14 protein-coding genes and 1 pseudogene are annotated in these 17,680 nt (G+C 71.6%); 9 read left to right on the plus strand and 6 right to left on the minus strand.

Annotated elements, in window-relative coordinates; genetic code table 11:
• Positions 1 to 55: 55 nt before the first annotated feature.
• The gene (locus IF04_RS0122020) at positions 56 to 919 is read right to left on the minus strand and encodes a DUF3109 family protein (RefSeq protein ID WP_078600590.1); all 864 of its coding nucleotides are present in this window, start codon (positions 917 to 919) and stop codon (positions 56 to 58) included.
• A 45-nt stretch (positions 920 to 964) separates the two neighbouring features.
• Between IF04_RS0122020 and IF04_RS0122025 the strand changes: the two genes are divergently transcribed.
• The 4 genes from IF04_RS0122025 to ilvD all read left to right on the plus strand — a co-directional run bounded on the left by IF04_RS0122025 (position 965) and on the right by ilvD (position 5,472).
• The gene (locus tag IF04_RS0122025; RefSeq protein ID WP_030260493.1) at positions 965 to 1,918 is read left to right on the plus strand and encodes a Ppx/GppA family phosphatase; all 954 of its coding nucleotides are present in this window, start codon (positions 965 to 967) and stop codon (positions 1,916 to 1,918) included.
• A gap of 70 nt (positions 1,919 to 1,988) precedes the next feature.
• Positions 1,989 to 2,813, plus strand: a complete 825-nt coding sequence (locus tag IF04_RS0122030; RefSeq protein ID WP_211259837.1) for a sugar phosphate isomerase/epimerase family protein — start codon at positions 1,989 to 1,991, stop codon at positions 2,811 to 2,813.
• Positions 2,810 to 3,442, plus strand: a complete 633-nt coding sequence (locus tag IF04_RS0122035) for a TetR/AcrR family transcriptional regulator (RefSeq protein ID WP_030260500.1) — start codon at positions 2,810 to 2,812, stop codon at positions 3,440 to 3,442. The genes IF04_RS0122030 and IF04_RS0122035 overlap by 4 nt, the downstream gene beginning before the upstream one ends.
• Before the next feature lie 176 nt (positions 3,443 to 3,618).
• Positions 3,619 to 5,472 (plus strand): dihydroxy-acid dehydratase, encoded by a 1,854-nt coding sequence (gene ilvD / locus IF04_RS0122040; protein WP_030260502.1) that lies wholly within the window; start codon positions 3,619 to 3,621, stop codon positions 5,470 to 5,472.
• 62 nt (positions 5,473 to 5,534) lie between these two features.
• Here the strand turns inward: ilvD and IF04_RS0122045 are convergent, their stop codons facing one another.
• On the minus strand, positions 5,535 to 7,883 hold the full coding sequence (locus IF04_RS0122045) for a protein kinase domain-containing protein (protein ID WP_030260505.1): 2,349 nt from the start codon (positions 7,881 to 7,883) through the stop codon (positions 5,535 to 5,537).
• A 149-nt stretch (positions 7,884 to 8,032) separates the two neighbouring features.
• Here IF04_RS0122045 and IF04_RS0122050 point away from each other — a divergent pair, with 149 nt between their 5' ends.
• Entirely contained in the window at positions 8,033 to 8,344 is a 312-nt protein-coding gene (locus IF04_RS0122050; RefSeq protein ID WP_030260508.1) for an SH3 domain-containing protein, read from the plus strand.
• Positions 8,345 to 8,386: 42 nt separating this feature from the next.
• The gene (locus IF04_RS0122055) at positions 8,387 to 8,935 is read left to right on the plus strand and encodes a hypothetical protein (RefSeq protein WP_030260511.1); all 549 of its coding nucleotides are present in this window, start codon (positions 8,387 to 8,389) and stop codon (positions 8,933 to 8,935) included.
• 5 nt (positions 8,936 to 8,940) lie between these two features.
• Here IF04_RS0122055 and IF04_RS0122060 read toward each other — a convergent pair whose 3' ends face one another.
• From IF04_RS0122060 to IF04_RS0122070, 3 genes are all read right to left on the minus strand, one after another.
• Complete coding sequence (locus IF04_RS0122060) at positions 8,941 to 10,362, minus strand: M1 family metallopeptidase (RefSeq protein WP_030260515.1); 1,422 nt, start codon at positions 10,360 to 10,362, stop codon at positions 8,941 to 8,943.
• A 158-nt stretch (positions 10,363 to 10,520) separates the two neighbouring features.
• Positions 10,521 to 12,194, minus strand: coding sequence for a SulP family inorganic anion transporter (locus IF04_RS0122065; protein ID WP_063829505.1), 1,674 nt, complete (start codon positions 12,192 to 12,194; stop codon positions 10,521 to 10,523).
• 215 nt (positions 12,195 to 12,409) lie between these two features.
• Positions 12,410 to 12,847, minus strand: coding sequence for a hypothetical protein (locus IF04_RS0122070; RefSeq protein WP_030260522.1), 438 nt, complete (start codon positions 12,845 to 12,847; stop codon positions 12,410 to 12,412).
• 305 nt (positions 12,848 to 13,152) lie between these two features.
• On the opposite strand from IF04_RS0122070, the pseudogene IF04_RS39320 reads away from it, so the two are divergent.
• The 3 genes and pseudogenes from IF04_RS39320 to proC all read left to right on the plus strand — a co-directional run.
• Positions 13,153 to 13,815 (plus strand): annotated as a pseudogene (locus tag IF04_RS39320) (ABC transporter ATP-binding protein); the annotation flags it as partial.
• Between the two features lie 270 nt (positions 13,816 to 14,085).
• On the plus strand, positions 14,086 to 14,907 hold the full coding sequence (locus tag IF04_RS39325; RefSeq protein WP_051831456.1) for an ABC transporter permease: 822 nt from the start codon (positions 14,086 to 14,088) through the stop codon (positions 14,905 to 14,907).
• Positions 14,908 to 15,033: 126 nt separating this feature from the next.
• Entirely contained in the window at positions 15,034 to 15,843 is an 810-nt protein-coding gene (proC, locus tag IF04_RS0122080; protein ID WP_030260529.1) for a pyrroline-5-carboxylate reductase, read from the plus strand.
• Between the two features lie 128 nt (positions 15,844 to 15,971).
• Here proC and trpS read toward each other — a convergent pair whose 3' ends face one another.
• Positions 15,972 to 16,964, minus strand: a complete 993-nt coding sequence (gene trpS / locus IF04_RS0122085) for a tryptophan--tRNA ligase (protein ID WP_030260533.1) — start codon at positions 16,962 to 16,964, stop codon at positions 15,972 to 15,974.
• Positions 16,965 to 17,680 lie beyond the last annotated feature (716 nt).

The raw sequence follows: 17,680 nt of genomic DNA on the forward strand, positions 1-17,680 counted from the left end.
GGGTGGGGCCCTTCAAACGCCGGACGGGCTGGATTTGCCGGGCCGAGGGCTGGACTCAGCCCTTGGGTACCACCGGCATAGGCAGCAGCACCGGATCCGCCGGATGCGGGGCCATCGGGCGTTCCGTTGCCAGGCGTTCCGCGCAGAGTTCTGCGAGGTGGGTGTAGGCGTCCTTGCCCATCAGCTCGATGAGCTCAGGGGCGTACGACTCGTACACGGGCTTGGACGCGCCGTGTGCGGACGTTGCCGACGTGCACCACCAGTTCAGGTCGTGGCCGCCGGGGCCCCAGCCGCGGCGGTCGTACTCGCCGATGGTGATCTGGAGCACGCGGGTGTCGTCGGGGCGGTCGATCCAGTCGTACGTGCGGCGGACCGGGAGCTGCCAGCAGACGTCCGGCTTGGTCTCCAGGGGCTCGCGGCCCTCCTGGAGGGCCAGGATGTGGAGCGAGCAGCCGGCGCCGCCGGCGAAGCCGGGGCGGTTCTGGAAGATGCAGGAGCCCTTCCAGCGGCGCGTCTGGCGCTCGCCGTCGTCCTCGTCCTCCTCGACCCAGCCGGTCGTGGTGCCGACGTCGTGGAACTGCCAGATGTCGGGAGTGAGGCGGTCCACATGTTCCGCGACCCGCTGCTCGTCCTCCTCGTCGGAGAAGTGCGCGCCGAGCGTGCAGCAGCCGTCGTCGGCGCGGCCCGCCTCGATGCCCTGGCAGCCGTTCCCGAAGACGCAGGTCCAGCGGGAGGTGAGCCAGGTCAGGTCGCACCGGAAGATCTGCTCGTCGTCGGCCGGGTCGGGGAACGTGACCCAGGCGCGGGCGAAGTCGAGGCCGACCTCGTCGGTCACCTCGTCGGGCGCCGCCCCGCGCGCTTGTTGCTTTTCCATCTTTTTGCGGGCCTTTTCCTGCTTCGCCTTTTTCGTCTTCGCCACCTCCCCAGCGTAAAGGCGCGAGGTGACCGCAGTAGCTTTCTGTGTATGAGACTCGGTGTCCTCGATGTGGGTTCGAATACGGTCCACCTGCTGGTGGTGGACGCGCACCCCGGCGCGCGCCCGCTCCCCGCCTACTCCCACAAGGCGGAGCTGAAGCTGGCCGAACTCCTCGACGGGGACGGGAACGTCGCAGGTCCGGGCGTCGATCGGCTCGTCGCCACGATCCGCGACGCGATGCAGGTCGCGGAGGACAAGGGCGTCGAGGACGTGCTGCCGTTCGCGACCTCGGCCATACGTGAGGCACCCAACGGCGAGGACGTGCTGGCCCGCGTCGCCGAGGAGACCGGCGTCACCCTGCAGGTCCTCTCCGGGGAGGACGAGGCGCGGCTCACCTTCCTCGCGGCCCGCCGCTGGTTCGGCTGGTCCGCCGGGCGGCTGCTGCTCCTGGACATCGGCGGCGGCTCGCTGGAGATCGCGTACGGCCTGGACGAGGACCCGGACGCAGCGGTCTCGCTGCCGCTCGGGGCCGGCCGGCTGACCAACACCGACCTGCCCGGCGACCCGCCGGACCCGGAGGACGTACGGGCGTTGCGGCGCAGGGTCCGGGCCGAGATCGCGCGAGTGGTGAGCGACTTCACACGCTTCGGCTCGCCGGACCACGTGGTGGCCACGTCCAAGACCTTCAAGCAGCTGGCCAGGCTGGCGGGCGCGGCCCGCTCGGCGGAGGGCCTGTACGTGCAGCGCGGGCTGAGCCGGAAGGCGCTGGAGGAGTGGGTGCCGCAGCTGGCCACGATGACGGCGGAGGAACGCGCCGAGCTGCCCGGCGTCTCCGAAGGGCGCGCCCGCCAGCTGTTGGCCGGGGCGTTGGTCGCGGAGGCGGCGATGGACCTCTTCGGGGTGGACGAGCTGGAGATCTGCCCGTGGGCGCTGCGCGAGGGCGTGATTCTCCGGCGCCTGGACCACCTCCCCAACGGCGAGCCAGAGGACCGGGCGGTCTGAGGCGGCCCAGGGGCACCCCCAATGGCGGCCCATTGCCCCGCGCAAGGCGCGGCCCCGTACCCTGTCCCTCGTGACGGAGCCAGTGGTGCGCATCCCGGATGCGAAGGTCGCCCTGTCCACGGCGTCGGTGTATCCGGAGTCGACCGCGACGGCCTTCGAGATCGCCGCGCGCCTGGGGTACGACGGCATCGAGGTCATGGTCTGGACCGATCCGGTCAGCCAGGACATCGAGGCACTGCGCCGGCTGTCCGACTATCACGGCGTGCCGGTGCTGGCCATCCACGCGCCGTGTCTGCTGATCACGCAGCGCGTGTGGTCCACCGACCCGTGGACCAAACTCCAGCGCGCCCAGAACGCCGCCGAGAAGCTCGGCGCCTCCACGGTCGTGGTGCACCCGCCGTTCCGGTGGCAGCGCAACTACGCCCGCGATTTCGTGCGCGGCATCTGGCGCATGGAGGGCGAGACGGACGTGAAGTTCGCCGTCGAGAACATGTACCCCTGGCGGTACCGCGACCGCGAGATGCTGGCGTACGCGCCGGACTGGGACCCCACCAAGGACGACTACCGGCACTTCACGGTCGACCTCTCGCACACCTCCACCGCCCGCAGCGACGCGCTGCACATGGTGGACCGGATGGGCGACCGGCTCGCCCACATCCACCTCGCCGACGGCAACGGCTCCAACAAGGACGAGCACCTGGTCCCGGGGCGCGGCAAGCAGCCGTGCGCCGAGCTGCTGGAGCGGCTGGCCGCTACCGGGTACGACGGGCACATCGTCATCGAGGTCAACACCCGCCGCGCGATGTCCGCCGCCGAACGCGAGGCCGACCTCGCCGAGGCCCTCGCCTTCACGCGTCTGCACCTGGCCTCCGCGAACCGGGTGTACGGGTCGTGAGCGCGCCCGGGACGGGCGCTTCCGGGCCCGCCCCGCGCCGGCGCGGCCGCCCGGCGCGTACGGAGGCCACGGCCGGCCCCGGCGCGCGGGAGCGGATTCTCGCCGCGGCCCGTACGGAATTCGCCGAACGCGGCTACGACAAGGCGTCCATCCGCGGCATCGCGAGAGCGGCAGGGGTCGACCCGGCGCTGGTGCACCACTACTTCGGCACGAAGGAGCAGGTCTTCGGCGCGGCCATCGAGGTCACCTTCGAGCCGGCGCTGCACCTCCCCGACCTGCTGGCGCACGGCGCCGACGGCATCGGCGAGCGGTTCGCGCGGTACTTCCTCGGCATCTGGGAGAACCCCGCGACCCGCGCCCCGCTGATCGCCGTGATCCGCTCCGCGATGACCCACGAGACCGCGGCGAAGGTGCTGCGCGGCTTCGTACTGCGGCGGATGCTGGAGCGGGTGGCGGCGGAGCTGGCGGTGCCGGAGCCGCGCCTCCGGGCCGAGCTGGCCGCCTCCCAGCTGGTCGGCATCGCGATGCTGCGGTACGTCGTCCAGGTCGAGCCGCTGGCCTCGGCGGATCCCGAGGACATCGTCCGGATGGTCGCGCCGACGCTGCAGCGGTACCTCGCGGAGACGTGACCGGTGGCGTGACCGGAGGCGTGACCGCGCGCGTCCGTACTGCGGGCAGATGTCTCAGATCCTGGAGGCTCTGTCCAGATCTTGGATCGACAGCGTAACCTCGGGATCAGGTGATACGTGGCGCGGAAGGTGTCCGCAGCCGCGAGCCGCAGACGAATCCCAAGGGAGTGACCATCGTGCCTGAGCTGAGGTCCCGCACCGTTACCCACGGCCGCAACATGGCGGGCGCCCGTGCCCTTATGCAGGCATCGGGCGTAGCGGGCGCGGACATCGGCCGGAAGCCGATCATCGCGGTGGCCAACAGCTTCACCGAGTTCGTGCCGGGCCACACCCACCTCGCGCCGGTCGGCCGGATCGTCTCCGAGGCGATCCAGGAGGCGGGCGGCATCGCCCGGGAGTTCAACACCATCGCCGTGGACGACGGCATCGCGATGGGCCACGGCGGCATGCTGTACTCGCTGCCCTCCCGCGACCTGATCGCCGATTCGGTCGAGTACATGGTCGAGGCGCACTGCGCGGACGCGCTGATCTGCATCTCCAACTGCGACAAGATCACCCCGGGCATGCTGATGGCCGCGATGCGGCTGAACATCCCGACGGTCTTCGTCTCCGGCGGCCCCATGGAGGCCGGCCGGGCGACCCTGGTCAACGGCACGGTCCGCAAGCTGGACCTGGTCGACGCGATCTCGGACGCGGTCAACGAGAACATCTCCGACGAGGACATCCTCCGGATCGAGAACAACGCCTGCCCGACCTGCGGCTCCTGTTCCGGCATGTTCACCGCCAACTCGATGAACTGCCTGACCGAGGCCATGGGCCTGGCCCTGCCGGGCAACGGCTCCGTGCTCGCCACGCACACCGCCCGCAAGTCGCTGTACGAGCGCGCCGGCCGGACCGTCGTGGAGATCACCAAGCGCCACTACGAGCAGGACGACGAGACCGTCCTGCCCCGTAACGTCGCCTCCCGCGCGGCCTTCGAGAACGCCATGGCGCTGGACATCGCCATGGGCGGCTCGACCAACACGATCCTGCACCTGCTGGCCGCGGCCCAGGAGGCGGGCCAGGACTTCGGCCTGACCGACATCGACGAGGTCTCCCGCCGCGTCCCGTGCCTGGCCAAGGTCGCGCCGAACGTCGCGCCGCAGGGCACGTACTACATGGAGGACGTGCACCGCGCGGGCGGCATCCCGGCCATCCTGGGCGAGATGTTCCGCGGCGGACTGCTCAACGAGGACGTGTCCTCCGTGCACTCCGCCTCCCTGGCCGACTGGCTCAAGGAGTGGGACATCCGCGGCGGCTCCCCCTCCCCGGAGGCGGTCGAGCTGTTCCACGCGGCGCCCGGCTGCAAGCGCTCGGCGACCGCCTTCTCGCAGTCCGAGCGCTGGGACTCGCTCGACACCGACGCGGAGAACGGCTGCATCCGCTCCCTGGAGCACGCCTACTCCAAGGACGGCGGCCTGGCGGTGCTGCGCGGCAACATCGCCGAGGACGGCTGCGTGGTCAAGACCGCGGGCGTCGACGAGTCGATCCTGGTCTTCGAGGGCCCCGCGGTGGTCTGCGAGTCCCAGGAGGAGGCCGTCGAGCGCATCCTGAACAAGCAGGTCAAGGAGGGCGACGTGGTCGTCATCCGGTACGAGGGCCCCAAGGGCGGCCCGGGCATGCAGGAGATGCTGTACCCGACCTCCTTCCTCAAGGGCCGTGGCCTGGGCAAGGCCTGCGCGCTGGTCACCGACGGCCGCTTCTCCGGTGGCACGTCGGGCCTGTCGATCGGCCACGCCTCCCCCGAGGCGGCCTCCGGCGGCGCCATCGCGCTGGTCGAGGACGGCGACCTGATCAAGATCGACATCCCGTCCCGCACGATCGAGCTGGCCGTGGACGACGCCACGCTGGCCGCCCGCCGCGAGGCGCTGGGCGGCGTGTACGCGCCGAAGAACCGCGAGCGCAAGGTCTCGCAGGCGCTCCGCGCGTACGCGGCGATGGCCACCAGCGCCGACAAGGGCGCGGTCCGGGACGTCAGCAAGCTCGGCTGACCCCAAGCATGACGCGCCCCCGGCGTACGGACATCCGTACGCCGGGGGCGTCCGCGTATCGGCTACCAGCGGCCCGGATCCTCCGCGTCCACCCCGAAGACCGTGCCGTCCGGGGCCGACCCGAAGATCCGCTGCGCGCCCGGGGCGACCACCGGCGCCGGCACGGTCTCCAGGAAGCCGCCGCGCCCCGTGGCCAGCCGCGGCTGCGTCTGCCCCAGCATCGCCCCGCGCCGGGCGTCCACCGCCAGCAGCCGCCCGTCGGCCGCGCTGAAGTACAGCCGGTCGCCGTCCACCACCGGCTGCGAGCCGCGGCTGACCGAGGTCTCCACCTGCCACGTCCGCGCGCCGACGGCCTGCAGCGTGCCCCCGTAGGCGAGCAGGTAGACCGTGTCGCCGCGCACCGTGGCGAGCGCGTCGTCCAGCGGTGCCGGCAGCCGGTACGTCCGCACCGCGCGGCTGCCGGGGTCGTACCGAACGACCGCTTTGGTACGGGAGTCCAGCGCCGCCGAGGTCAGGAAGAGCGCGCCGCCGCTGCCGGTCCCGGCCGGGGTGAGCGTCCCGGGCAGCCTCTTCTCCCAGCGGACCGTGCCGTGCGCGAGGCCGACCGCGGTGACGAGGGTGCGGCCGTCGTCCTGCGCGGTGGCCGTGTACGCGGTGCCGGCGGTCGCTCCGTACGCGTGGAAGCGGGGCAGCGCGTGCCCCGGGAAGGAGCGGCGCCACCGCTGCTCGTGCGTCCGGCTGTCCAGCGCCGTCACGGTGCCGTCCGCCGCCGTGAGCAGCACCGCGTCCCCCACGACGGCGACCTGCCCGTCGTACGCGGAGACGTCCTTGCTCCAGCGCCGGGCGCCCTTGCCGTCCGCCGCCGGATCGAAGGCGTCCAGCCGCCGGCCGTCGGGGGACAGGGCGTACAGCAGGCCGCCGGAGAGCGTGGGCGCGGCGGGCGGCAGGTCGGTGTCGGCGGCGGGGCCTGCGGGCAGCCGCCACTTCACGGCGCCGTGCTCCGGGTCCAGACGCGCGGCCCGTACGTCGCGCTGGGCACAGAAGAGGGCCGCGGCCTTCGACGGGGTGCGCGGCGCGAAGGAGCAGAACGGCATCTCGGCGGGGTGGTCGGCGGAACGTTCGAGCAGGGCGGTGCGCCAGGGGTGGAAGGGCTCGGCCGTACTGCGGGGCTGCTGCCGCACCGGACCGTCCTCCGGGAGCAGCGCCCGTACGCCCAGGAAGCCGCCCCCGCCGACGACGACCGCCGCCACCGCCGCCCAGACCGGCCAGCGGCGCGGACGGCGGGACGCGGGGGCTTTCGCCGAGGCCGAGGCCGAGGCCGCGGGCGCCGGCGGACCGGCCGGTACCTGAGCCCGCACATGGGTGGGTACCGCCTCCGCGGGCCCGTGCTGATGCGGTATGCGCGGCACGGGCGCGTCCCAGGTCCGCGGTCCCGGCGCGTCGAGGGACGAGTCGGGCTCCAGGAGCGATTCCGGGCCCACGGACGGGTCCGTCGCGGGGACGGAACCCATGGCGGGCGCCGCGAGCGCGGCCGCCGCCGGCGCGTACGACGGCTCGTACAGCGGCTCCAGATGCAGCTCCGTCGGGAGGTCGACGCGGAGTCGGGCCATGAGCTGGCTCGGCGTCGGGCGGTCCGCCGGATCCTTCGCCAGGCAGCTGCGCAGCAGCGGCGCCAGCTCCTCCGGCACGCCCGCGAGATCCGCCTCGTCATGGACGACCTGGTACGCGACGAGATACGGGCTCTCCGAATCGAAAGGCCCGCTGCCGGTCGCCGCGTGCACCAGTACCGAACCCAGCGCGAACACATCCGCCGCCGGACCGACTTCCCGCGGCCGCTGGAACTGTTCGGGCGCCATGAAAGGCGGCGTCCCGATCAATTTGCCGGTTTCCGTCCGCATTTCGCTGTCGGATGGTCGTGAAATACCGAAATCGATGACTTTCGGGCCGTCCGCCGCCAGCAGGACATTGCTCGGCTTCAGATCGCGGTGCACCACGCCGGCGCGGTGGATGTCGCGCAGCGCTTCCGCGAGTCCGGCCCCCAGTTTCCGTACCTCGTCCAGCGGCAGCGGGCCGTTCCGTTTCACATGCGCGGAAAGCGTGGGCCCGGGAATGTAGAGCGTCGCCATCCAGGGCCGCTCACTGTCGGGATCGGCGTCCACGACCGGCGCCGTGAAAGCCCCGCTGACCCGCCGCGCGGCGGCCACCTCCTGCCGGAACCGGCCCCGGAACTCCGGGTCCTGGGCGAATTCCGCGTGTACGACCTTCACCGCGAGCCGCAGCCCGGACGCCGAACGCGCCAGGTGCACCACGCCCATACCGCCCGAACCGAGCGGCATTTCCAGCCGGTAGTTCCCCGCGTATTCCGGATGTTCCGCTTCCGGTCCGGCGCCGGAACTCCGCAGCGGCGGCATCTCCCCACCCCCGTGTATTCGGCCGCGTAATCGGCCGCAGATGCGACGTTCGGAGCCTAGTGGATGCCCGGCGGATGCCGGTTACGGCTCGGGTGCGGCTTGCTAGCCTGAACCCCGTATTCACACGACATTTCACGGGGGACCGCACCATGAGCACACAGGAGAACACCGCCGACAGCGCGGCCGGAGCGGCCGGCACCGTCGCGGCCTACCGCAGCTATCCCGTCGCGCCGGGCTACCGCCTCAACGTCCGTAGCGGCCCGAGCACCAACGCCGCGGTCGTCCGCACCCTCCCGGCCGGTTCCTCGGTGCCCATCCGCTGCCAGCGCCACGGCGAGCGGGTCAGCGGCCCGTACGGCACCAGCGACATCTGGGACTGCATCGGCAGCGGCGAGTACGTCTCGGACACCTACGTGCAGACCGGGAGTGACGGCTTCGTCGCCCGGCCCTGCGGGAGCTGACCGGACGGCACCGTGCGGAAGCGGCCGGGGATAATCGACGGCATGAGCGACGAGCACAAGCGCCCGGCCGACGAGCCGGCCGGCCCCGAGCCGGTCGCCATCCGGTTCTTCGGCACGACCTGGGTCCACCACGACGGCGGCTACGCGCTGCGCCGCGCGGGCGTGGCCCTCGGCGCCCTCGTGCTCGCCGCGCTCGGCGCCTTCGTACTGCGCTTCGCCTTCGAGGGCCTGGCCGTCGCCGAGGTGGGCTCGCTGGTGAACGTACTGATCGTGGTCTGCTTCGCGGTGTGCAGCGCCCTCGCCTTCCGCCGCACGTGGGAGGGGTTCGTCCGGCGCCGCGAACCGGCCGCCGACCGCGCGGCGGAGAAGGCCGAGAAGTCCGCGCAGAGCCTGATGCTGATCGGTTTCATCGGCTCGCTGCTGGCCTACTTCTGCCGCGCGCTCATCGAGGCGCCCGGCGAGAAGCTGCACCGCGCGGAGTACGAAGCGGCCCGCGAGCGCCACGCCCGCCGGCGCACCGCCCGTACGGGCAACCCCGCGGCCCGCAAACAGGGCGCGAAGGGCGGGGCCAGGAACAAGAAGCGCCGCTAGACGCTTCAGTACGTCCGGCCCGGCTTCCCCTCCCCGTACAGCCAGGCGTCGAACAGCCCCGTCAGATCCTTGTGCGCGTGCTGCTCACAGAAGGCGATGAAGTCCTTCGATCCGGCGTTGCCGTGCCGGTGCGCGGCGGGCCACTCCTTCAGGATGCGGAAGAACGTCCGGTCGCCGACCGCGTTCCGCAACTGCTGGAGGACCATCGCGCCGCGCTCGTACACCGGCGTGGCCATCACGTTCTCCGCCTTGCCCGGGCGGCCGGGCGGGAAGGCCCACAGCGGGTCGCCCGCGGGCAGCCGGTAGTGCGCGTCGAACTGCTGCTGCGGCCCCTTGCCCCCGTGGCGCTCGGCCCACAGCCACTCCGCGTACGTCGCGAAGCCCTCGTTCAGCCAGATGTCCTGCCAGGTCTCCGGCGTCACCGAGTTGCCGAACCACTGGTGCGCCATCTCGTGCACCACGGTCACCTCGTCGGGAGCCCCGGAGTAGATCGGCTTGGTCTGCGTCTCCAGCGCGTAGTCGATGCCCCGGGGCGGGTGGTCGACGATGGCCCCGGCGGAGGAGAAGGGGTACGGGCCGAAGATCTTGCTCCCCCAGCTCACGATCTCCGACAGGTTCGCGAGCGGCTCGGCGCTCCGCTCCGCCTCCTTCGGGTCCACGGCCACGTACAGCGGCACGCCCTGCTCCGTACGGCCGGTCCGCACGCGGAACTTCCCGATCGTGGCGGTGGCGAGGTAGGACGCCATCGGCTCCCCGCTGTGCCAGCGGAAGGTCCGCGCCCCGTCCTTCGTCTCCGGACGCTCCTTCAACTCGCCGTTGGCGACGGCGGTGTAGCCCTTGGGGACGGTGACCGTGATGTCGTACGCGGCCTTGTCGCTCGGGTGGTGATTGCCGGGGAACCAGGTCTGCGACCCGGCGGGCTCGCCCACGACGAACGCCCCGTCCGCCGTGCGGACCCAGCCCTCCTTCGACCCGTCGGGGTCGGCGAAGTCCGTCGGGTGCCCTTCGTATGCGATCGCCGTGCGGAAGGTACGACCCTTCGGCAGCGCGCTCGCCGGCCGGACCCGCAGCTTGTCGCCGCGGCGGGAGAACTTCGCCCGTTCGCCGTTCACCTGAACGCGCGTCACCTTCAGCCCGTGCAGGTCGAGGGAGAAGGAGGCCAGGCGCTGCCGTGCCGTCGCGGTGAGGCGGGCGGTGGCGTCGAGGCTGCCGTGCCGGACGTCGTAGTCCAGGCCGAGCGCGTAGTGGCGTACGTCGTAGCCGCCGTTGCCGAGGGCGGGGAAGAGCGGGTCGCCGAGCGTGTCCCGGCCGTCCACGGCCGAGGTGCCGGCGGGACCGGCCGCGAGGTCGTGGGTGCAGGCGGACAGCAGAAGGGCCACGGAGAGGGCGGCGGTCGCGCCACAGGCGCGCAGGGGCCGGCGATTCACGGAGAGTCAGTCCTGGGGTGTGGGGGACAGGAGAGGTTGCGCTGACCTTATGAGGTCGTACGGATTCCTGTATCCCCCTGGCGACGGGAACGCGTTCCGCCACCAGGGGGACGTCCCAGGACGAGGGCCGTCGAGGGCCCTGTTTCAGCGGTGGCGGATCAGGAGACGGCCCCGCGCACCGGCATGTGATCGATGCTCACACCGGCCGGCTCGGTGAGCTCCCGGCGGCGCTGCTCGGCCCAGCCCAGGAGCGCTGCCTCGCAGGCGTGGTCGAGGTGGCGCAGGCCCGAGAGGTCGAGCTGGATCTCGCGGTCGGCGGGCAGCGCCTCCAGCTGGTCGAGGAGGCGCGGCAGCCGCAGGAAGGTGGCGTTGCCGACGGCGCGTACGCGGACCGGTCCCGCCGCCACGGCGGTCGTGGGCTCGGCCTCGTCGAGGGTGGCGGTCGGCGCGGAGCCGGAGCCGGAGCCGTGCACCGACTTGGCCACCACGACGCTGTGGGTGTGGCTGCCACCGCTGACGCCGTCGCCGGACACCTCCAGGTGCACGTGCGAGGTCTCCCAGGCGGTCTTCGCGACCGCCATGAGCAGACCGATCAGCACGCCCTCGAACATGTTGGTGACCACGATGGCGATGGCGGTCGTCGCGAGCACGACGGCCTCGCCACGGTGTTCACGCCACAGCGGACGGATGTCCTTGATCGGCATCAGCTTCCAGCCCGCGTGCACCAGGACACCGGCCAGTGCGGCCACCGGGATGACGCCCAGCGCGGCCGGGAAGGCGGCGGCGAACACCAGCAGCCAGACGCCGTGCAGGATGCGGGAGAGCTTGGTCTTCGCACCGGCCGACACATTGGCGGAGCTCCGCACGATGACCGCGGTCATCGGCAGCGCGCCGAGCACGCCGCAGACGGCGTTGCCCGCGCCCTGGGCCATCAGCTCCTTGTCGTAGTCCGTCTTCGGCCCGTCGTGCAGCCGGTCCACGGCCGCCGCGCTGAACAGCGACTCGGCGGACGCGATGAGCGTGAAGGCGAGCACCGTACCGATGACGCCGAACTCCGCGACGCGCGAGAAGTCGTCGGCGCCCGGCGGCTGGATGGCGCCCAGCAGGCCCTGTACCTCGACGCGCGCGACCGGCAGGTCGAACGCGAAGACCGCGAGCGTGGCGAGCGCCACCGCGGCGAGCGGCGCGGGCAGAATCTTCGCGCCCTTCTTCCAGCGCGGCCACAGCACGAGGACGGCGATCGTGCCGACGCCGATCGCGAGCGCGGCCAGGGCCGAGTTCGAGCCGACCGTGTCCATGAACAGGTCGGGCAGTCCGCCCAGGTTGGCGAGGCCGCTGCCGGGTGCCTTCGCGTCCGCGAGGGCGTACACCTGGCCGGCGATCAGCACCAGGCCGATGCCGGCGAGCATGCCCTGCACCACCGCGACCGAGATGGCGCGGAACCACCGGCCGAGCTTGAGCGCGCCCATGGCGAGCTGGAGCAGGCCGGCGACGAGGACGATGATGCCGAGCGCGCCGACGCCGTACTCCTTCACGGCTTCGTAGACGAGCACGGTCAGGCCCGCGGCCGGGCCGCTGACCTGGAGGCTGCTGCCGGGCAGGAAGCCGGTGAGCAGTCCGCCCACGATGCCGGTGACCAGACCGAGCTCGGCGGGTACACCGGAGGCCACGGCGACGCCGACGCAGAGCGGTACGGCGACGAGGAAGACGACGAGCGAGGCGGTGAAGTCCGCGCGGAAGGTGCCGCGCGGGGCCTCGGCGGAGCCCGGCGGTCCGCCGGTGCCCGGGGGACCGAGACGGGAGTTGGAGATCCGTTGGACGAAACTGCGCATGAGGATGCCTCCAGCTGGTACCCGCCGGCAGTGCGTGCTGCAGGCAGGAGCTGTTGCGGATGGATGGCTGGATCCGTACGAGCGGGCGTGGGTACGACAGGTCAGCGGCCAGTACCAGTACCGGTGCTGGTCAGCAGCCGGTTCCGGTCAGCCGTTGTGTGGTGACGTACGCCCGTGCGGTGCGCGGGCAGGGGGGAAGCCCGTTCTGACATCCCTCAGCAGCGGAAAACGCAGAGAGTGAGGGGTATTTGACCGGTTCTCTGCAGTGATTTGGCGTGCGCGCGGGTGAGCGGAACGGCCGGCTCGTGTTCGTCGGCCGGCGCGGTGCGGCAGCACACGCACAGGGCGCGCGGGTCGGGGGGAGTGGGCGGTCCGGCAGAGACGCGGACGGCCCGCCGGAGGTGAGCGGTCTCGGGGCCGACCTCGCCCTCGCTCCCGCCCTTCTTGGCGGTGTGCTTGATCTCTGGGGCGGGGGTGGCGGGCGCGGCCGGTCCGGCGGGTATGGGCCCGTCGCTCGCGGGCGCGGTCGCCCGTGTCCCGCTCCCGCTCTGCACGGGCTCGGCGAAGGCGAAGCCGGCCGTGCTCAGCAGGGTCAGCAGTGCGGCAAGGAGAAGCGTCAGGGCAGGGCGTATCGCGGTACCCGGCTTCCCCATCGTCGCCTCCTCCGGCGTCCGTGGACAGTCAATTCCATTGTGTCCAAAGGTGGTTACCCCGAGGCAAGTCGGCGTGTAACCGTCAGGTTAACGCGGTGTTATCGGAGCGGAACGATCTTCTCCGTTCGCTCCGGCGACCGCCGGGAGCACACCCCGAACCACCACACGCCGGACCTGCCGAACGCTCGGCGACCCCAGCCCGTGACACAACGTGCACACCTTTACCGAACGTTGACCTCCCCTCGCAGGTTCCCCGGAGGCGAGGGCTTGACGCTCGTTTCGGACAAGCGCATATTCAACACATGATGAATTACGCGTCCGGTGAGACCGACAGGACGGGCGAGGCCGCAGAGGCGACGGGCGAGGCGCCCGAGGCAGGGAAGGCCGCCGTCCCGGCTCTCCCCGCTGTAAGCGCCCGCGGCCTTTCGGTGGTCCGCGGCGGCCGGACCGTCCTGGACGCACTCGCCTTCGACGTCCCGCGCGGCCAGGTCACCGGCCTCCTCGGCCCCTCCGGCTGCGGCAAGACCACGCTCATGCGCGCCATCGCCGGCACCCAGGCACACGTCACCGGCACGCTCGACGTCCTCGGCCGGCCCGCCGGCGAGGCGTCGCTGCGCCCCCGGATCGGTTACGTGACCCAGTCCCCGTCCGTCTACGACGACCTCACCGTCCGCCAGAACCTCGCGTACTTCGCCGAGATCCTGCACCCGGGACGGACCGCCCGCGCGGCGCGCCGGGCAGCCGTCGACCGCGCCATCGACGACGTGGCCCTCACCTCACACGCGGACGTACTCGCCGGGAACCTCTCCGGCGGCCAGCGCAGCCGCGTCTCCCTCGCGGTGGCGCTCCTCGGCGACCCGGAGCTGCTGGTACTGGACGAGCCGACGGTCGGCCTCGACCCCGTCCTCCGCCGCGACCTCTGGAACCTCTTCCACACCCTCGCCACCGACCGCGGCGTGACGCTGCTCGTCTCCTCCCACGTCATGGACGAGGCCGAACGCTGCGACCGCCTCCTCCTGATGCGCGAGGGCCAGGTCCTGGCGGACGGCTCGCCGGCCGAACTGACGAGCAGCACGGGGACGCCGACGGTGGAGGCGGCTTTCCTCCGGCTGGTCGACGAAGCCACCGCTGATCGTGCCCCCACTCAACCCACTCCCACCCCCGCCGCTGTGGGCAATCGTGCCGCTGGGGCGATGGGGGTCCCCCCTGCTCGAGCGAAGCCGAGAGCTTGGGGGAGGGTGGGCACAGCGGCACCTCAACGGCGGGACGCCGCCCCGACCCACCCGTACCCCGCCGCCGCGCTCGCGCCCCGCCCCCGCCGCGCGCCGGCGCCCCGCACCGCGGCCACCACCACCCGCGTCCTACGCCAGCTGCACCACGACCCCCGCACCATCGCCCTCATCCTCATCGTCCCGTGCGCGATGATCACCCTGCTCCGCTACGTCTTCGACGGAAACCCCCGCACGTTCGACGCCACCGGAGCCTCCCTCCTCGGCATCTTCCCGATGATCACGATGTTCCTGGTGACCTCCATCGCCACCCTGCGCGAACGCACCTCGGGCACGCTCGAACGCCTCCTCGCCATGCCGCTCGGCAAGGCCGACCTGATCGCCGGTTACGCCCTCGCCTTCGGCCTGCTCGCCGTCGTCCAATCCGCGCTGGCCACGGCACTCTCCGTATGGCTGCTGGACCTGGACGTCACCGGCTCCCCCTGGCTCCTGCTCCTGGTGGCCGTCCTGGACGCCCTCCTCGGTACCGCCCTCGGCCTTTTCGTCTCGGCCTTCGCCGCCTCCGAATTCCAGGCCGTGCAATTCATGCCGGCGGTCCTGATGCCGCAGCTACTGCTCTGCGGCCTCTTCACCCCGCGCGACGAAATGCAGCCGGTACTCTCCGGCCTTTCCGACGTGCTCCCGATGTCGTACGCGGTCGACGCCATGAACGAAGTACTCCGCCATTCCGACATCACCGGCACCTTCGTCCGCGACGCCGCGATCGTCACCGGCTGCGCCCTCCTGGTGCTCTCTCTGGGCGCCGCCACCCTCCGCCGCCGAACGCGCTGACCGGCCGCGGACAGCCCGGCCACTCGCCCACAACGTGGAACACCCCCGCACGCCCGCCCCACCCGATGCGACGATGACCGTACGGACAAGGCCCAGGCCCGGCGCAGCGTAGAGGTGAACGGCACCATGACCCAGAAGGTCGCAGTACTCGGTACAGGAAAGATCGGCGAAGCCCTGCTCAGTGGCATGATCCGCGGTGGCTGGTCCCCGTCCGACCTCCTGGTCACCGCCCGCCGCCCCGAGCGCGCCGCCCAGCTCCGCGAGAAGTACGGCGTCGAGACCGTCGGCAACGCCGAGGCCGCCAAGGCCGCCGACACGCTCATCCTCACGGTCAAGCCGCAGGACATGGGCAAGCTCATGGACGAGCTCGCCCCCCACGTCCCCGCCGACCGCCTCGTCATCAGCGCCGCCGCCGGCATCCCCACCTCCTTCTTCGAGGAGCGCCTGGCCCCGAACACCCCCGTCGTACGGGTCATGCCGAACACCCCCGCCCTCGTCGACGAAGGCATGTCCGTCATCTCCGCCGGCACCCACGCCACCGACGAGCACCTCGTGCACGCCGAGGAGATTTTCGGCCGCGTCGGCAAGACGCTGCGCGTCCCCGAGAGCCAGCAGGACGCCTGCACCGCGCTCTCCGGCTCCGGCCCGGCCTACTTCTACTTCCTCGTCGAGGCCATGACCGACGCCGGCATCCTCCTCGGCCTGCCCCGCGACAAGGCGCACGACCTGATCGTCCAGGCCGCCATCGGCGCCGCCGTGATGCTCCGCGACAGCGGCGAGCACCCGGTCAAACTCCGCGAAAACGTCACGTCCCCGGCGGGCACGACCATCAACGCCATCCGCGAACTGGAAAACCACGGCGTACGCGCCGCCCTGATCGCCGCCCTCGAAGCAGCCCGAGACCGCAGCCGAGAACTCGCCTCCGGCAACGGCTGACCTCCCCTAGCTGCGGGCGACCTGCCGCCGCTGTGGGCAATCGTGCCGCTGGGGCGGCACGGGTGGGCACAGCGGCACCTCCACGGCGGGGACGCCGCCCCACCCACCCCCGCCCCCACGGCGCCGCGCTACGCCAGCAGCCCGACCGCCCGATAAGCCGCGTCCACCCGAGGCCGCGCCATCCCACGGGCCCGCTCCGCCCCCTCCCGCAACACCCCGTCGACATACGACGGCTCGGCCGCCAACTCCGCATGCCGCTCCCGAATCGGCCGCAACACCTCCACCACCGCCTCCGCCGTGTCCTTCTTCAACGCCCCGTACGAGTCGTACTCCGCCGCCAGCCCCCGCGGATCGCGGCCCGTACACGCCGCCAGCACGTCCAGCAGATTCGCGACCCCCGGCCGCTCCTCCCGGTCGTACACGACATCGCTGCCCGCGTCCGTGACGGCCCGCATCACCTTCTTGCGCACCGCCTCCGGCTCATCCAGCAGATAGACGATCCCCGCCGTACGGGCGCGCGACTTCCCCATCTTCACCGTCGGCTCCTGGAGATCCATCACCCGCGCCGCCACCGCCGGCAGCGTCGTCCTCGGCACCACGAACGTCTGCCCGTACCGCTGGTTGAACCGGACCGCCAGATCCCGCGTGAGCTCCACGTGCTGCGCCTGGTCCTCACCCACAGGCACCTCATCCGTCCCGTACGCCAGGATGTCCGCCGCCATCAGCGTCGGATACGTCAGCAGCGACAGCCGTACGCTCCCGCCCCGCTCGCGCTCCCGCGCGGCCTTCTCCTTGTACTGGATCATGCGCCGCATCTCGCCGTCCGTGGCCGTGCACTCCATCAGGTACGCCAGCCGCGCGTGCTCATCCACCTGGCTCTGCACGAATACCGTGCACCGCTCGGGATCCAGCCCGGCGGCCAGCAACAACGTCGCCGCCTGCCGGCTGAGCCGCCGCACCCGCGCCGGATCGTGGTCGACGGTCAGCGCGTGCAGGTCCACCACGCAGAACAGCGCGTCCGCCCGGTACTGGTCCTCCGCTACCCAGCGCCGCATCGCCCCGAGGTAATTGCCCAGCGTCAGATGCCCCGTCGGCTGCACACCACTGAAGATCCGCGTCATTTCCGGTCCCCTTACCTGCTCGGTCGCTCACGACCTGTCAGTCGCTCGCGTACGTGGAGACCGCCGCACCGATCCGACCGGCCGGCTGCGGGAGGGAGAAACGCGAACGGCCGCCGGAGGCGGCGGCCGTGATCATGCATGCGCTGTGGTCGGCCGCCGTCAGGCGGGCCACCACTGCTGTACGAGCGCACGCGTATGCATGGCCCTCACAGTACTGTCCGGACCGCCGTCAGGCACGGGTTTGAACGAACTCGGAGCCTCGTGTAGTGTCCTCCGAGTTGCCACGGGGCCAACCAGCTCCCGGCAGCCACTCACGCCGCCCGGCGGCACCCCATTACTGCACGGCCTTCCTTCGGGAACAATTTCGGCATGCCGAAATTCAACCGACCGGCTCGATTATGAACCGGCAGCGAAAACCGCTAAAGTAGTGGACACGCCGGAAACGCGACAGAGAAATTCTGCCGCTGACGGGCGGGCCCGCCGACAGGGCTCGGAAACAAATTCGGACCGGAAACGGAACGGACGAGGATCTGGTAAAGTCGGAACCGCCGAAAGGGAAAGCCCGAAAGGGCCGGACCGGAAAGCAACCCCGCTCCAACAGGGGGCCGGATCACTGAAAAAGGATCTGGTAAGGTTGGAACCGCGAAGAAGCCGAAAGGCCGAAACGCACCGGCGAAAATCGGAGCCGCAAGGATCTGATAGAGTCGGAAACGCAA

This window comes from Streptomyces violens (assembly GCF_000717745.1).
Lineage (GTDB): Bacteria > Actinomycetota > Actinomycetes > Streptomycetales > Streptomycetaceae > Streptomyces > Streptomyces violens.

Bases quoted from the DNA above. Each gene is read 5' to 3' on its own strand.
- IF04_RS0122025 (WP_030260493.1), top strand. From the start codon at position 965: ATGAGACTCGGTGTCCTCGATGTGGGTTCGAATACGGTCCACCTGCTG.
- IF04_RS0122045 (WP_030260505.1), bottom strand. From the start codon at position 7,883: ATGCCGCCGCTGCGGAGTTCCGGCGCCGGACCGGAAGCGGAACATCCG.
- IF04_RS0122050 (WP_030260508.1), top strand. From the start codon at position 8,033: ATGAGCACACAGGAGAACACCGCCGACAGCGCGGCCGGAGCGGCCGGC.
- IF04_RS0122055 (WP_030260511.1), top strand. From the start codon at position 8,387: ATGAGCGACGAGCACAAGCGCCCGGCCGACGAGCCGGCCGGCCCCGAG.
- IF04_RS0122065 (WP_063829505.1), bottom strand. From the start codon at position 12,194: ATGCGCAGTTTCGTCCAACGGATCTCCAACTCCCGTCTCGGTCCCCCG.
- IF04_RS0122070 (WP_030260522.1), bottom strand. From the start codon at position 12,847: ATGGGGAAGCCGGGTACCGCGATACGCCCTGCCCTGACGCTTCTCCTT.
- proC (WP_030260529.1), top strand. From the start codon at position 15,034: ATGACCCAGAAGGTCGCAGTACTCGGTACAGGAAAGATCGGCGAAGCC.
- trpS (WP_030260533.1), bottom strand. From the start codon at position 16,964: ATGACGCGGATCTTCAGTGGTGTGCAGCCGACGGGGCATCTGACGCTG.